The sequence below is a fragment of the Bacillus stratosphericus genome (assembly GCF_020524495.1).
GTDB classification, from domain to species: Bacteria; Bacillota; Bacilli; order Bacillales; family Bacillaceae; genus Bacillus; species Bacillus stratosphericus_B.
The window spans coordinates 16,382-31,897 of sequence record NZ_JAIVLB010000014.1; the positions used below are offsets into that span (position 1 = coordinate 16,382).

14 protein-coding genes and 1 other annotated feature are annotated in these 15,516 nt (G+C 41.8%); all 14 genes read left to right on the plus strand.

The window, feature by feature from the left end; genetic code table 11:
* The first annotated feature begins 13 nt into the window (after nt 1–13).
* The 14 genes from rpmG to fusA all read left to right on the plus strand — a co-directional run bounded on the left by rpmG (nt 14) and on the right by fusA (nt 15,494).
* On the plus strand, nt 14–163 hold the full coding sequence (gene rpmG, locus LC033_RS07345) for a 50S ribosomal protein L33 (RefSeq protein ID WP_008356502.1): 150 nt from the start codon (nt 14–16) through the stop codon (nt 161–163).
* Between the two features lie 34 nt (nt 164–197).
* Nucleotides 198–374: a preprotein translocase subunit SecE gene (gene secE, locus LC033_RS07350; RefSeq protein ID WP_226567638.1), complete on the plus strand. Its 177-nt coding sequence runs from the start codon at nt 198–200 to the stop codon at nt 372–374.
* A 171-nt stretch (nt 375–545) separates the two neighbouring features.
* Nucleotides 546–1,079 (plus strand): transcription termination/antitermination protein NusG, encoded by a 534-nt coding sequence (gene nusG, locus LC033_RS07355; protein WP_226567640.1) that lies wholly within the window; start codon nt 546–548, stop codon nt 1,077–1,079.
* A gap of 171 nt (nt 1,080–1,250) precedes the next feature.
* The gene (gene rplK, locus LC033_RS07360; protein WP_003216956.1) at nt 1,251–1,676 is read left to right on the plus strand and encodes a 50S ribosomal protein L11; all 426 of its coding nucleotides are present in this window, start codon (nt 1,251–1,253) and stop codon (nt 1,674–1,676) included.
* Between the two features lie 98 nt (nt 1,677–1,774).
* Entirely contained in the window at nt 1,775–2,473 is a 699-nt protein-coding gene (gene rplA, locus LC033_RS07365) for a 50S ribosomal protein L1 (protein WP_226567642.1), read from the plus strand.
* Nucleotides 2,474–2,522: 49 nt separating this feature from the next.
* Nucleotides 2,523–2,663: a sequence feature (ribosomal protein L10 leader region), on the plus strand.
* A gap of 69 nt (nt 2,664–2,732) precedes the next feature.
* Nucleotides 2,733–3,233 (plus strand): 50S ribosomal protein L10, encoded by a 501-nt coding sequence (gene rplJ / locus LC033_RS07370; protein ID WP_226567644.1) that lies wholly within the window; start codon nt 2,733–2,735, stop codon nt 3,231–3,233.
* A 42-nt stretch (nt 3,234–3,275) separates the two neighbouring features.
* Complete coding sequence (gene rplL / locus LC033_RS07375; RefSeq protein WP_226567646.1) at nt 3,276–3,644, plus strand: 50S ribosomal protein L7/L12; 369 nt, start codon at nt 3,276–3,278, stop codon at nt 3,642–3,644.
* 95 nt (nt 3,645–3,739) lie between these two features.
* Nucleotides 3,740–4,345, plus strand: a complete 606-nt coding sequence (locus tag LC033_RS07380) for a class I SAM-dependent methyltransferase (RefSeq protein ID WP_226567648.1) — start codon at nt 3,740–3,742, stop codon at nt 4,343–4,345.
* Between the two features lie 255 nt (nt 4,346–4,600).
* On the plus strand, nt 4,601–8,182 hold the full coding sequence (gene rpoB / locus LC033_RS07385) for a DNA-directed RNA polymerase subunit beta (RefSeq protein ID WP_226567650.1): 3,582 nt from the start codon (nt 4,601–4,603) through the stop codon (nt 8,180–8,182).
* 61 nt (nt 8,183–8,243) lie between these two features.
* Entirely contained in the window at nt 8,244–11,843 is a 3,600-nt protein-coding gene (gene rpoC, locus LC033_RS07390; protein ID WP_226567652.1) for a DNA-directed RNA polymerase subunit beta', read from the plus strand.
* 146 nt (nt 11,844–11,989) lie between these two features.
* Nucleotides 11,990–12,238, plus strand: a complete 249-nt coding sequence (locus LC033_RS07395; RefSeq protein WP_226567653.1) for a 50S ribosomal protein L7ae-like protein — start codon at nt 11,990–11,992, stop codon at nt 12,236–12,238.
* Between the two features lie 111 nt (nt 12,239–12,349).
* On the plus strand, nt 12,350–12,769 hold the full coding sequence (gene rpsL / locus LC033_RS07400; RefSeq protein ID WP_008356518.1) for a 30S ribosomal protein S12: 420 nt from the start codon (nt 12,350–12,352) through the stop codon (nt 12,767–12,769).
* A gap of 121 nt (nt 12,770–12,890) precedes the next feature.
* Nucleotides 12,891–13,361: a 30S ribosomal protein S7 gene (gene rpsG / locus LC033_RS07405; protein ID WP_008356520.1), complete on the plus strand. Its 471-nt coding sequence runs from the start codon at nt 12,891–12,893 to the stop codon at nt 13,359–13,361.
* Nucleotides 13,362–13,415: 54 nt separating this feature from the next.
* The gene (fusA, locus tag LC033_RS07410; RefSeq protein WP_226567655.1) at nt 13,416–15,494 is read left to right on the plus strand and encodes an elongation factor G; all 2,079 of its coding nucleotides are present in this window, start codon (nt 13,416–13,418) and stop codon (nt 15,492–15,494) included.
* Nucleotides 15,495–15,516 lie beyond the last annotated feature (22 nt).

The window sequence follows — 15,516 nt, forward strand, 5'->3', positions numbered from 1 at the left end:
AATAGGGGTAAATATGAGGAAAAAGATTACTCTAGCCTGCAAAGACTGCGGAAGCCGCAATTATACGACAATGAAGAGCGTTGCTTCAGCAGCTGAAAGATTAGAAGTTAAAAAATATTGCAAGACTTGTAATTCACATAAAACACATTTAGAAACGAAGTAAGATTTGCGTTCTTTAATCTGTGGAGGTCTTTTACATGCGTATTATCAGTTTTTTAAAAAGTGTCGGGAAAGAAATGAAAAAGGTTAGCTGGCCAAAGAAAAACGAAATGGTCCGCTACACAATCACTGTTATTCTAACAGTCGTATTCTTTGCAATCTTTTTCTCTCTTCTTGATATAGGAATCTCACAATTAATCGAATTAATTCATTAATACTTGAATAATGGTCTACTGAACGTGCTATAATAGATCATAATATGACTTGCCAAAAAACCCGTTTTACGGGTTTTTTCAATTGCTTGAAAATATTTACCGGTACTTGAGATTTGTCAAATAGACATTATGAAACGTGGGGAGGGAAGGACTGAATAGTCCTGAACGAAAATGGAAAAGAATTGGTATGTTGTGCATACGTACTCTGGCTATGAAAACAAAGTAAAAGCGAACTTGGAAAAACGTGTTGAATCAATGGGCATGCAGGATAAAATCTTCCGCGTTGTCGTACCAGAAGAGGAAGAAACCGATATTAAAAATGGTAAGAAAAAAGTAGTCAAAAAGAAAGTATTCCCAGGCTATGTGCTAGTGGAAATCGTCATGACTGACGACTCTTGGTATGTTGTTCGTAATACACCAGGTGTGACAGGATTTGTTGGATCAGCTGGTTCAGGCTCTAAGCCGACAGCGTTATTGCCAGGCGAAGCTGAAACCATTCTGAAGAGAATGGGCCTTGAAGAGCGCAAGACAGAAATCGACTTTGAACTAAAAGAAACAGTCAAAGTTATCGATGGACCATTTGCTAACTTCACAGGCTACATCGAAGAGATTGATTACGATAAAAGCAAAGTCAAAGTATTTGTTAATATGTTTGGTAGAGAAACACCTGTGGAACTTGAGTTCACGCAGATCGATAAATTGTAATTCAAAAGAGCTTGAAATGAGTGTATAGAAGTGGTAATATAGCAAAGGTACGTCTTGAGTTCACTCAAGATCGCTAGCTAGTTATTTCGTCATTCATATAAAGAATGAAGTTGTTGAGTGGGAGGGGGATTCCCCTATTACCACATCACGGACTTTAAGGAGGTGTGTCTCGTGGCTAAAAAAGTAGTAAAAGTTGTTAAATTGCAAATTCCTGCTGGAAAAGCTAACCCAGCTCCACCAGTTGGACCTGCACTAGGTCAAGCTGGTGTTAATATCATGGGATTCTGTAAGGAGTTTAACGCTCGTACAGCTGACCAAGCTGGCCTTATCATTCCTGTTGAAATTTCGGTTTTTGAAGACCGTTCATTTACATTTATTACTAAAACTCCACCAGCTGCAGTTTTACTTAAAAAAGCAGCTGGTATTGAGTCTGGTTCTGGTGAACCTAACCGTAATAAAGTAGCAACTGTTAAGCGTGATAAAGTACGCGAAATCGCGGAAACAAAAATGCCTGACTTAAACGCTGCTAGCGTTGAATCAGCTATGCGCATGGTTGAAGGTACTGCACGCAGTATGGGTATTGTCATCGAAGATTGATTTTTTGTCTTGTTGGGTTGCGAGTTTGGTTTTGACAAGTTCGCAACCCTTATTCGTGGGAGGTTATTCCGCTAAAACCACATAAGGAGGATTTTATAATGGGTAAAAAAGGTAAAAAGTATGTAGAAGCTGCTAAGCTAATCGATCGTACTAAAGCGTATGATGTAGCTGAAGCTGTTACTCTTACAAAAAAAGCAAATACAGCGAAATTTGATGCGACTGTAGAAGTTGCTTTTCGTTTGGGCGTAGACCCTCGTAAAAACGATCAACAAATCCGCGGTGCAGTTGTACTTCCTAACGGAACTGGTAAAACTCAACGCGTGCTTGTGTTCGCTAAAGGTGAAAAAGCAAAAGAAGCAGAAGCTGCTGGAGCAGACTACGTTGGAGATTCTGATTACATCACAAAAATCCAACAAGGCTGGTTCGAATTCGATGTAATTGTTGCGACACCTGACATGATGGGTGAAGTTGGTAAGATCGGTCGTGTACTTGGACCAAAAGGTCTTATGCCAAACCCTAAAACTGGAACTGTTACATTCGAAGTAGAAAAAGCAATCAATGAAATCAAAGCTGGTAAAGTTGAATACCGTGTTGATAAAGCTGGTAACATCCATGCGCCAATCGGAAAGGTTTCTTTCGAGGATGAAAAGCTTGTTGAGAACTTTGCAACAATCTATGACACAATCCTTAAAGCAAAACCTGCAGCGGCTAAAGGTGTATACGTGAAAAACGTTTCTGTTACATCTACAATGGGCCCTGGCGTGAAAGTGGATCCGTCATCTTTCTCTGCAAAATAATTCTTGACTTATCAGAATCGTTTTGATAATATCAAAATGTTGTAAAATAGAATAATGTCCATTTATACCGTAGACAGCAGGGGCCTTATGGCTTAATTAACCCGCCGAGGTGTATATGTCACAGTCTTACGTTAACGTATGCTTGTATATACAGCCTCCATGTCTTAATGGAGGCTTTTTATATGGAGAACCGTTCTCTAGGAACGTGATGGCCTGATCGGTATAAGTATTACACAAAGAATGTACAGGAGGTGTAACCATGAGCAATGCAATCGATACTAAAAAAGTAGTCGTTGATGAAATTACTTCTAAATTTAAAGACAGCGTGTCTACTGTAATCGTAGATTACCGTGGTCTTTCAGTTTCTGAAGTGACGGAACTTCGTAAGCAACTTCGTGAAGTTGGCGTAGAATTCAAAGTTTACAAAAATACTTTGACTCGCCGCGCAGTTGAACAAGTTGAACTAACTGGTTTAAAGGATTTCTTAACAGGTCCAAACGCTATCGCATTCAGTAACGAGGATGTTATCGCACCTGCGAAAATCATCAACGAATTTGCGAAAAGCCACGAAGCTTTAGAAATCAAAGCTGGTGTTATCGAAGGAAACGTAGCGACTGTAGAAGAAGTGAAGGCTCTTGCGGAACTTCCGTCTCGCGAAGGCTTGCTATCTATGTTGCTTAGCGTTCTTCAAGCTCCAGTTCGTAACCTTGCTCTTGCTACTAAAGCAGTTGCAGAACAAAAAGAAGAACAAGGCGCTTAATGCGTACTTCACGTAAAAAAACTTAAAATGGAGGAATTACAAATGGCTTTAAATATCGAAGAAATCATTGCTTCAGTTAAAGAAGCAACTGTACTTGAGTTAAACGACTTAGTAAAAGCAATCGAAGAAGAATTTGGCGTAACTGCTGCTGCTCCTGTAGCTGTAGCTGGTGCTGCTGCTGGTGGCGCTGCTGAAGAGAAAACTGATTTTGATCTAGTACTTGCTGGTGCTGGAGACCAAAAAATCAAAGTTATCAAAGTGGTTCGTGAAATCACTGGTCTTGGTTTGAAAGAAGCTAAAGAACTTGTTGACAACACCCCAAAACCACTTAAAGAAGGTATTGCTAAAGAAGAAGCTGAAGAACTTAAAGCTAAGCTTGAAGAAGTTGGCGCTTCTGTAGAAGTTAAGTAATCTTCGCCTAATCTTTTGGGAAAGCTCGCTTTTACTGGCGGGCTTTTTCTTTTCTAAAACCTGAAACGATTGAATTCAGAGGAGGTCCATTCACCATGGGTGACCACTATTATACGAAAAAGCCATCAGTGAAAAGCAATAAACAGACATGGGACTTCACCTTGAGAAACCGTACCTTTACTTTTACAAGTGACAGTGGAGTGTTTTCTAAGAAAGAAGTCGACTATGGTTCAAGGCTTTTAATTGAAGCTTTTGAAGAACCTGACTTGGATGGCGACGTCTTAGATGTCGGTTGCGGTTATGGACCGATCGGCTTATCGTTAGCAAACGAGATGACAGGCCGCACCATTCATATGATTGATGTGAACGAAAGAGCAGTCGAACTTTCAAAGGAAAACGCTAAACATAATCGCATTGATAATGTCCGCATTTATCAAAGTGATTTGTTCTCGAATGTTCATTCATCAGCTGCTTTTGCCTCTATACTGACCAATCCCCCAATACGGGCAGGGAAGAAAGTTGTACATGCGATCTTTGAAAAAAGTGCTGATCATTTATTGCCAGAAGGTGAATTGTGGGTGGTCATTCAGAAAAAGCAAGGTGGACCATCTGCGATTGAAAAATTAGAGCAGCTCTTTGAAGAAGTGACGGTCGTTATGAAAAAAAAAAGTTACTATATTATCAAAGCTAAAAAAGTTTGACGCAGTTTCCTAGCTGTGTTAACATTATAAAATGCCAATGTGTATATTTTGCTTGATAGGCTTAAAAAATAACTATTTTGTATAAATTATGCATACTTGGGAAAACTAATAAAATTGGTATTTGTTTTTGGATGTGGTTTTCTTATTTTAGAAACCCTTTTTTCTTTTGTCTTGTAAAAGTATTTCTTATCTGACATTTGAAAGACTGAAATACTTTTTACACATATAATACGCATGATTTGAGGGGTGAATCAGTTGACAGGTCAACTAGTTCAGTATGGACGACACCGCCAGCGTAGAAGCTACGCACGCATAAGCGAAGTGTTAGAATTACCAAATCTCATTGAAATTCAAACCTCTTCTTATCAGTGGTTTCTAGATGAGGGTCTTAGAGAGATGTTTCAAGATATATCCCCAATTGAGGATTTTACTGGTAACCTTTCTCTTGAATTCATTGATTACAGCCTAGGGGATCCTAAGTATCCTGTAGCAGAATCGAAAGAACGTGATGTAACTTACTCTGCTCCACTAAGAGTAAAAGTTCGTTTAATTAACAAAGAAACTGGAGAAGTAAAAGATCAAGATGTGTTCATGGGTGATTTCCCAATTATGACAGACACAGGTACTTTTATCATTAATGGTGCGGAACGTGTAATCGTTTCTCAATTAGTGCGTTCTCCGAGTGTATATTTCAGTGGTAAAGTAGACAAAAACGGTAAAAAAGGTTTTACTGCGACTGTCATTCCAAACCGTGGCGCATGGTTAGAATACGAAACTGATGCGAAGGATGTAGTCTATGTACGCATCGATCGCACACGTAAGTTGCCGGTTACGGTTCTTTTGCGTGCTCTCGGCTTCAGCTCTGATCAAGAGATTCTTGACCTCATAGGCGAGAATGAATACTTGCGCAACACGCTTGAAAAAGACAACACAGAGAATGCCGATAAAGCACTTCTCGAAATCTACGAGCGCCTTCGCCCTGGGGAGCCGCCAACTGTTGAAAATGCGAAAAGCTTGCTAGACTCTCGCTTCTTTGATCCGAAGAGATATGACCTGGCAAATGTTGGACGCTACAAGATTAATAAGAAGCTTCATATTAAAAATAGACTGTTCAATCAAAAATTGGCTGAAACGTTAGTTGATCCTGAAACAGGTGAAATTCTAGCAGAGAAAGGTCAAATTTTAGATAGAAGAGTTCTTGATAAAGTTCTTCCATACTTAGAAAACGGCATCGGATTTAGAAAGCTTTATCCGAACGGTGGCGTAGTAGAAGATGAAGTAGAACTTCAATCTATTAAGATTTATGCACCGACCGATCAAGAAGGTGAGCAAGTGATCAATGTGATTGGTAATGCATATTTAGAGGAAGCTGTGAAAAATATCACGCCTTCTGACATCATTTCATCGATCAGTTACTTCTTTAACCTCCTTCACGGTGTAGGGGACACAGATGATATCGATCACTTAGGTAACCGTCGTCTGCGTTCTGTAGGTGAACTTCTGCAAAACCAATTCCGTATTGGTTTAAGTAGAATGGAGCGTGTTGTTCGTGAAAGAATGTCGATCCAAGACACAAACACGATCACACCTCAGCAGCTGATCAACATTCGCCCTGTGATCGCTTCAATCAAAGAGTTCTTTGGTAGCTCTCAGCTTTCTCAGTTCATGGATCAAACAAACCCGCTTGCTGAACTGACGCATAAACGTCGCTTGTCAGCACTCGGACCGGGTGGTTTGACACGTGAGCGTGCAGGAATGGAAGTTCGTGACGTTCACTACTCTCACTATGGCCGTATGTGTCCGATTGAAACACCAGAGGGTCCAAACATTGGTTTGATCAACTCTTTATCTTCATTTGCGAAAGTGAATCGCTTCGGCTTTATCGAAACACCTTACCGTCGGGTTGACCCTGAAACAGGTAAAGTGACACCAAGAATCGATTACTTAACTGCTGATGAAGAGGATAACTATGTTGTAGCACAAGCGAACGCTCAGTTAGCTGAAGATGGTTCGTTTATCGATGATAACATTATCGCTCGTTTCAGAGGGGAAAACACAGTTGTTCCTCGAAACCGCGTTGACTACATGGACGTTTCGCCGAAGCAGGTTGTTTCTGCAGCGACAGCGTGTATCCCATTCTTAGAAAACGATGACTCTAACCGTGCTCTAATGGGAGCGAACATGCAACGTCAGGCTGTGCCTTTGATGCAGCCAGAATCACCGATTGTTGGTACAGGTATGGAGTATGTATCAGGTAAAGACTCTGGTGCTGCTGTAATCTGCCGCTACCCGGGTGTTGTAGAACGTGTTGAAGCGAAAAATATTTGGGTTCGTCGCTATGAAGACGTTGACGGACAACAAGTCAAAGGGAACCTAGACAAATACAGCTTGCTGAAATTTGTCCGCTCTAACCAAGGGACTTGCTACAACCAGCGCCCAATCGTAAGTGTTGGAGATGAAGTCGTTAAAGGAGAAATCCTTGCAGACGGACCTTCTATGGAAAAAGGTGAATTGGCTCTAGGGCGTAACGTCATGGTCGGCTTCATGACGTGGGACGGTTACAACTATGAGGATGCGATCATTATGAGTGAGCGCCTTGTAAAAGATGACGTCTACACTTCTATTCATATTGAAGAATATGAATCAGAAGCTCGTGATACAAAGCTTGGACCAGAAGAAATTACGCGTGATATTCCAAACGTTGGGGAAGATGCTTTACGCAACCTTGACGAGCGTGGAATTATCCGTATTGGTGCAGAAGTAAAAGACGGAGACCTTCTTGTAGGGAAAGTAACGCCTAAAGGTGTAACAGAACTGACAGCTGAAGAACGTCTATTACATGCAATCTTCGGTGAAAAGGCTCGTGAAGTGCGTGATACGTCTCTACGTGTTCCACACGGCGGCGGCGGAATTATTCACGATGTAAAAGTCTTTAACCGTGAAGATGGAGATGAATTACCACCAGGTGTGAACCAGTTAGTTCGTGTATACATCGTTCAGAAACGTAAAATTTCTGAAGGTGACAAAATGGCCGGACGACATGGTAACAAAGGGGTTATCTCTAAAATCCTTCCAGAAGAAGATATGCCGTATCTTCCAGATGGAACACCGATTGATATCATGTTAAACCCTCTAGGGGTACCATCTCGTATGAACATCGGTCAAGTGCTTGAGCTTCATATGGGTATGGCTGCACGTTACCTTGGCATCCACATTGCGTCACCAGTATTTGATGGTGCTCGTGAGGAAGATGTTTGGGAAACGCTTGAAGAAGCAGGTATGTCTCGTGATGCGAAAACAGTCCTTTATGATGGTCGAACTGGTGAACCATTCGACAACCGTGTTTCTGTCGGAATCATGTATATGATCAAACTGGCTCACATGGTTGACGATAAACTTCACGCTCGTTCAACTGGACCATACTCACTTGTTACGCAGCAGCCACTTGGCGGTAAAGCACAGTTTGGTGGTCAGCGTTTCGGAGAGATGGAAGTATGGGCACTTGAAGCTTACGGTGCTGCATACACACTTCAAGAAATCTTAACTGTTAAATCGGATGACGTTGTGGGTCGTGTGAAAACATACGAAGCCATTGTCAAAGGGGATAACGTACCTGAACCAGGTGTCCCTGAATCATTCAAAGTGTTAATCAAAGAACTTCAAAGTTTAGGTATGGATGTGAAAATCCTATCTGGCGATGAAGAAGAGATAGAAATGAGAGATTTAGAAGACGATGAGGGAACGAAGAAAGCAGACGGATTAGCGTTATCTAATGACGAAGATGCTGCAGACCTCGCACCTGTCGATCTTGAACGTGACGCAGTCACAAAAGAATAGAAGAAACGATTAGAGCAAGTGACTAGGGTATAACCCGAAGATTAAAAGGGAGGTAGGCCCCTTGCTAGATGTGAACAATTTTGAGTATATGAACATCGGTCTCGCATCACCTGATAAAATCCGTTCTTGGTCTTTTGGTGAAGTGAAAAAGCCTGAAACGATTAACTATCGTACACTGAAACCTGAAAAAGATGGTCTCTTTTGTGAACGTATCTTCGGACCGCAAAAAGACTGGGAATGTCATTGTGGAAAGTATAAACGCGTTCGTTATAAGGGTGTTGTATGTGACCGTTGTGGTGTAGAGGTAACACGGGCGAAAGTCCGTCGTGAGAGAATGGGGCATATCGAACTGGCTGCCCCAGTTTCCCACATTTGGTATTTCAAAGGTATCCCAAGCCGTATGGGGCTTGTTCTTGATATGTCACCACGTGCGTTAGAAGAAGTGATCTACTTCGCTTCTTACGTAGTGACAGATCCAGGCAATACACCGCTTGAGAAGAAACAACTTCTTTCTGAAAAAGAATTCCGTGCTTATTTAGATAAGTACGGTAATACGTTCCAAGCAGCTATGGGTGCAGAAGCAATTAACAAACTTCTTCAAGATATCGATCTTGTAAAAGAAGTGGATACACTTAAAGAAGAACTAAAAACAGCCCAAGGACAGCGTCGTACACGTGCGATCAAACGCCTTGAAGTATTGGAAGCCTTCCGTAACTCAGGAAACAAACCGTCTTGGATGATCCTTGATGTACTTCCGGTGATCCCACCAGAATTACGTCCAATGGTTCAGCTTGATGGTGGACGTTTTGCTACTTCTGACTTGAATGACCTTTATCGTCGTGTCATCAACCGTAACAATCGTCTGAAACGTCTATTAGATCTTGGTGCGCCAAGCATCATCGTTCAGAACGAAAAGCGTATGCTTCAAGAAGCTGTCGATGCCTTGATTGATAATGGACGTAGAGGTCGACCAGTAACAGGACCAGGGAATAGACCGTTGAAATCTCTTTCTCACATGCTGAAAGGGAAGCAAGGTCGTTTCCGTCAAAACTTGCTTGGTAAACGTGTTGACTATTCTGGACGTTCCGTTATCGTGGTAGGGCCACATTTGAAAATGTATCAGTGTGGACTTCCGAAAGAAATGGCTCTTGAATTATTCAAACCATTTGTGATGAAGGAGCTTGTTGAAAAAGGATTAGCTCACAACATTAAGAGCGCAAAGCGTAAAATTGAGCGTGTGCAGCCGGAAGTATGGGATGTTTTAGAATCAGTTATTCGTGAGCATCCAGTCTTACTAAACCGTGCACCAACTCTTCACAGACTTGGTATTCAAGCGTTTGAACCTACACTTGTGGAAGGACGGGCAATTCGTTTGCATCCACTTGTATGTACAGCCTACAACGCTGACTTTGATGGTGACCAAATGGCGGTTCACGTACCATTATCTGCTGAAGCCCAAGCTGAAGCTCGTATCTTAATGCTTGCTGCTCAAAACATTTTGAATCCGAAAGATGGAAAACCAGTTGTTACGCCATCTCAGGATATGGTACTTGGTAATTACTACCTAACACTTGAGCGCAAAGGTGCTATCGGAGAAGGTATGGTCTTCAAAGATACTGACGAAGCCCTTTTAGCTTATCAAAATGGTTACGTACATCTTCATACACGTGTAGCTGTTGCATCCAGCTCGTTGAAGAATGTTACATTCACTGATGAACAGCGCTCTAAATTGTTGATTACAACAGTTGGAAAACTGATCTTTAACGAAATCTTACCGGAATCTTTCCCATACATGAATGAGCCGACTAAGAGCAATATTGAAGAAAAAACGCCCGACCGTTTCTTCCTTGAAAAAGGTGAAGATGTAAAAGCTGCGATCGAGAAACAAGAAATAAATGCGCCGTTCAAAAAAGGTATTTTAGGAAAAATCATTGCTGAAATCTTTAAGAGATTCCATATCACTGAGACATCTAAAATGCTTGACCGCATGAAAAATCTTGGTTTCAGATACTCTACTAAAGCCGGTATTACTGTTGGTGTGTCTGATATTGTCGTATTAGATGATAAGCAGCAAATTCTTGAAGAAGCACAAGCAAAAGTAGATAACGTCATGAAGCAATTCAGACGTGGTTTGATTACAGAGGAAGAGCGTTATGAGAGAGTCATCTCAATCTGGAGTTCTTCAAAAGATGTCATCCAAGGTAAACTGATGAAGTCCCTTGATGAAGTCAACCCAATCTACATGATGAGTGACTCTGGAGCGCGTGGTAACGCATCTAACTTCACTCAGCTGGCTGGTATGCGTGGTCTGATGGCCAACCCGGCTGGACGTATCATTGAACTTCCGATTAAATCTAGTTTCCGTGAAGGTTTAACCGTATTGGAATACTTTATTTCTACTCACGGAGCGCGTAAAGGTCTTGCGGATACAGCCCTTAAAACAGCTGACTCAGGTTACCTCACGCGTCGTCTCGTAGATGTTGCACAGGATGTTATCATCCGTGAAACAGATTGCGGTACAGACCGTGGAATCTTGGCGAAGTCCATTAAAGAAGGAAATGAAATTATTGAGAAACTTGAAGAACGTCTCATCGGACGTTTTGCAAGAAAACCAATTGTTCACCCTGAAACGGGCGAAGTCATTGTTAACGAGAACGAACTAATTGATGAAGATAAAGCACTTGAAGTAGTTGAAGTAGGTATTGAGGAAGTATGGATCCGTTCTGCATTTACATGTAACACGCCTCATGGTGTATGTAAACGATGCTACGGCCGAAACCTTGCAACTGGTACTGATGTTGAAGTTGGTGAGGCAGTTGGAATCATCGCTGCACAATCAATCGGTGAGCCAGGAACACAGCTTACAATGCGTACGTTCCACACCGGTGGGGTAGCAGGAGACGACATCACACAAGGTTTACCTCGTATCCAAGAGCTATTTGAAGCGCGTAATCCGAAAGGGCAAGCAACCATCTCTGAAATTGATGGTGTCGTTGCTGAAATCAACGATGTTCGTGACAAGCAGCAGGAAATTGTGGTTCAAGGCGAAGTTGAAACTCGTTCTTACACAGCTCCTTACAATGCACGTCTGAAAGTTGTTGAAGGTGACAAAGTCACTCGTGGTCAAGTGCTTACAGAAGGTTCTATCGATCCAAAAGAACTTCTCAAAGTGACTGACATGACAGCTGTTCAAGAATATCTGCTTCATGAAGTACAAAAAGTATATCGTATGCAAGGGGTAGAAATTGGAGATAAGCACGTAGAAGTAATGGTTCGCCAAATGCTTCGCAAAGTGCGTGTCGCTGATGCAGGGGATACAGACGTATTACCAGGCACACTTCTTGATGTACATCAATTCACTGAAGCGAACAAAAAAGTACTATTCGAAGGCAAACGTCCTGCAACAGGTCGTCCAGTTCTTCTTGGTATTACAAAAGCATCGCTTGAAACAGACTCATTCTTGTCTGCTGCATCCTTCCAAGAAACGACTCGTGTCCTAACAGATGCGGCGATCAAAGGCAAACGTGATGAACTGCTTGGCTTGAAAGAGAATGTAATCATCGGTAAACTTGTTCCTGCTGGAACGGGAATGCAAAACTACCGTAAAGTTAAGCCGGTTTCCCAAGTGCAACCGACTGACGACATGGTTCCTGTAGAGTAATCTTTCTCTTAAGAATTCCATAAAAGTCCTCAAAAAATGGTGAAGGATGTCAAGATAATCTGTCATACGATATTGACATCCTTCTGCCATGATGATAATATAACCAAGGTGCTCAAAATAAAACCTGTTACTTTGGAGGATATTTGATGTCTTATGATAAAGTATCACAGGCTCAATCCATTATTATTGGTACGAAGCAAACAGTAAAAGCTCTAAAACGAGATTCAGTAAAGGAAATCGTCGTAGCAAAAGATGCTGATCCTACCTTAATAGCTAGTGTAATGAAACTAGCACAAGAGAAGGATGTAGACATTTTAGTGGTAGATTCCATGAAAAAGCTCGGCAAAGCCTGCGGAATTGAAGTTGGGGCAGCATCTGTTGCCATTAAGTTATAACGTACTTGTTTTGTTTTTGCGTGCTTAAAATGCAAAAACATTGTTTTTTGCCTTTTGATGAACCACCTGGGTATGTGGGTTATAAAAAAGCAATGAAGGGAGGAATAAAACATGCCTACAATTAATCAGCTAGTACGCAAAGGACGCGTGAGTAAAGTTGAAAACTCAAAGTCTCCTGCACTTAACAAAGGATACAACAGTTTCAAAAAAGAGCACACTAACGTAACATCTCCACAGAAGCGCGGGGTTTGTACTCGTGTCGGTACAATGACACCGAAAAAACCAAACTCAGCACTACGTAAATATGCTCGTGTACGCTTGTCTAACCTGATTGAAGTAACAGCTTACATTCCTGGTATCGGACATAACCTACAAGAGCACAGTGTAGTACTTATCCGTGGCGGACGTGTAAAAGACTTACCGGGTGTACGTTACCACATCGTTCGTGGTGCGCTTGATACTGCCGGAGTTGATGGTCGTATGCAAGGACGTTCTAAATACGGAACAAAACGCCCTAAACAAAGCAAATAATAGAATCAAACATAAGGGTTTTTAGGAGTTGATTTCAGATCAGTGGAGTTAAGAAACTGACAATGAAACTGAGATGAAAGACAGATAGAAATCCTTTTAAAAGAGAAGGGAGGCTATTCAGATGCCACGTAAAGGTCCTGTAGCAAAAAGAGACGTTTTGCCAGATCCAATATACAATTCTAAACTTGTATCTCGTTTGATCAACAAAATGATGATCGACGGTAAAAGAGGAAAAGCTCAAACAATCCTCTACAAGTCATTTGATATCATCAAAGAACGTACTGGTAATGAAGCAATGGAGGTTTTCGAACAAGCCTTGAAAAACATCATGCCAGTTCTTGAAGTTAAAGCACGTCGTGTAGGTGGAGCTAACTACCAAGTTCCTGTAGAAGTTCGCCCAGACCGTCGTACGACTTTAGGTCTTCGCTGGTTAGTAAACTATGCTCGTCTTCGTGGAGAAAAAACGATGGAAGAGCGTCTTGCTAACGAAATCCTTGACGCAGCTAACAACACTGGTGCTGCTGTTAAGAAACGTGAAGATACACACAAAATGGCAGAAGCGAACAAAGCATTCGCTCACTACCGTTGGTAGGATTTATACCAAACTAAAAAAACTATTCCCTAATAAGGAAGGAGAAATTACCCAATGGCAAGAGAGTTCTCCTTAGACAAAACTCGTAATATTGGCATCATGGCTCACATCGATGCCGGTAAAACGACAACGACTGAGCGTATCTTGTACTACACTGGTCGTATCCATAAAATTGGTGAAACTCACGAAGGAGCTTCACAAATGGACTGGATGGAGCAGGAGCAAGAACGTGGTATTACAATCACTTCTGCAGCAACTACAGCACAATGGAAAGGTTACCGTGTAAACATCATTGATACACCAGGACACGTAGACTTCACAGTTGAAGTTGAACGTTCTTTACGTGTACTTGATGGTGCGGTTGCTGTTCTTGATGCACAATCAGGTGTAGAGCCACAAACTGAAACGGTTTGGCGCCAAGCAACAACTTACGGAGTACCTCGTATCGTATTCGTTAACAAAATGGATAAAACAGGTGCGGACTTCCTTTACTCTGTAAGCACATTAAGAGATCGTCTTCAAGCAAACGCTCATGCAATTCAATTGCCGATCGGTGCTGAAGATCAATTCGAAGGAATCATCGACCTTGTAGAAAATGTAGCATACTTCTACGAAGATGACCTTGGAACTCGCTCTGATGCGAAAGAAATCCCTGCTGAGTATAAGGACAAAGCTGAAGAGCTTCGTAGCAGCTTAATTGAAGCTGTCGCTGAGCTTGATGAAGAGCTTATGGAAAAATACCTTGAGGGTGAAGAAATCACAATTCCTGAATTGAAAGCTGCAATCCGTAAAGGAACGTTGAATGTTGAATTCTATCCAGTTCTTGTTGGATCTGCTTTCAAAAACAAAGGTGTTCAGCTTGTACTTGACGCTGTGCTTGATTACCTTCCTGCACCAACTGATGTTGCTGCAATCAAAGGTATCCTGCCAGATACAAATGAAGAGGTTGTGCGTGAATCTACTGACGACGCGCCATTCTCTGCACTTGCATTTAAAGTTATGACTGACCCTTATGTTGGGAAACTAACTTTTTTCCGCGTATACTCTGGAACACTTGATTCTGGTTCTTACGTGAAGAACTCTTCTAAGAACAAGCGTGAACGTGTTGGACGTATCCTTCAAATGCACGCTAACAGCCGTGAAGAAATCTCTACTGTTTACGCAGGAGATATCGCAGCAGCTGTAGGTCTTAAAGATACATCTACTGGGGATACTCTTTGTGACGAGAAAGATCTTGTTATCCTTGAGTCTATGGAATTCCCAGAGCCAGTTATCGATGTAGCAATCGAGCCTAAATCTAAGGCTGACCAAGATAAAATGAGTATCGCTTTAGCTAAACTAGCTGAAGAGGACCCAACTTTCCGTACGCAAACAAACCCTGAAACGGGTCAAACGATCATCTCTGGTATGGGTGAGCTTCACCTTGATATCATTGTTGACCGTATGAAGCGTGAATTCAAGGTTGAAGCTAACGTAGGAGCTCCTCAAGTTGCGTACCGTGAAACGTTCCGTACTGGTGCGAAAGTTGAAGGTAAATTCGTACGTCAGTCTGGTGGACGTGGTCAGTTCGGACACGTTTGGATCGAATTCGAACCAAACGAAGAAGGCGCAGGCTTCGAATTTGAAAATGCAATCGTCGGTGGGGTTGTTCCTCGTGAATACATCCCAGCTATTCAAGCAGGTCTTGAAGATTCACTTGAAAATGGTGTATTAGCTGGATTCCCATTAATCGACATCAAAGCTAAGTTATTTGATGGATCTTACCACGATGTTGATTCTAACGAAATGGCGTTCAAAATTGCTGCATCTATGGCATTGAAAAATGCTGTCAGCAAATGTAACCCAGTTCTACTTGAGCCAATGATGAAAGTAGAAGTCGTTATCCCAGAAGAATACATGGGAGACATCATGGGTGATATCACATCTCGTCGTGGACGTGTAGAAGGTATGGAAGCTCGTGGTAACGCTCAAGTTGTTCGTGCTATGGTTCCACTTTCTGAAATGTTCGGATATGCAACTGCACTCCGTTCTAACACACAAGGTCGAGGTACTTTCACTATGCACATGGATCACTACGAAGAAGTGCCTAAGAGCATCAGTGAAGAAATCATCAAAAAAAATAAAGGTGAATAATTGATTTTGCCTTTAAACTAAA

What these genes read in the sequence shown, in the direction of transcription:
- rpmG (WP_008356502.1), top strand. Translation starts at nt 14, where the DNA reads ATGAGGAAAAAGATTACTCTAGCCTGCAAAGACTGCGGAAGCCGCAAT.
- secE (WP_226567638.1), top strand. Translation starts at nt 198, where the DNA reads ATGCGTATTATCAGTTTTTTAAAAAGTGTCGGGAAAGAAATGAAAAAG.
- nusG (WP_226567640.1), top strand. Translation starts at nt 546, where the DNA reads ATGGAAAAGAATTGGTATGTTGTGCATACGTACTCTGGCTATGAAAAC.
- rplA (WP_226567642.1), top strand. Translation starts at nt 1,775, where the DNA reads ATGGGTAAAAAAGGTAAAAAGTATGTAGAAGCTGCTAAGCTAATCGAT.
- rplJ (WP_226567644.1), top strand. Translation starts at nt 2,733, where the DNA reads ATGAGCAATGCAATCGATACTAAAAAAGTAGTCGTTGATGAAATTACT.
- rplL (WP_226567646.1), top strand. Translation starts at nt 3,276, where the DNA reads ATGGCTTTAAATATCGAAGAAATCATTGCTTCAGTTAAAGAAGCAACT.
- LC033_RS07380 (WP_226567648.1), top strand. Translation starts at nt 3,740, where the DNA reads ATGGGTGACCACTATTATACGAAAAAGCCATCAGTGAAAAGCAATAAA.
- LC033_RS07395 (WP_226567653.1), top strand. Translation starts at nt 11,990, where the DNA reads ATGTCTTATGATAAAGTATCACAGGCTCAATCCATTATTATTGGTACG.
- rpsL (WP_008356518.1), top strand. Translation starts at nt 12,350, where the DNA reads ATGCCTACAATTAATCAGCTAGTACGCAAAGGACGCGTGAGTAAAGTT.
- rpsG (WP_008356520.1), top strand. Translation starts at nt 12,891, where the DNA reads ATGCCACGTAAAGGTCCTGTAGCAAAAAGAGACGTTTTGCCAGATCCA.
- fusA (WP_226567655.1), top strand. Translation starts at nt 13,416, where the DNA reads ATGGCAAGAGAGTTCTCCTTAGACAAAACTCGTAATATTGGCATCATG.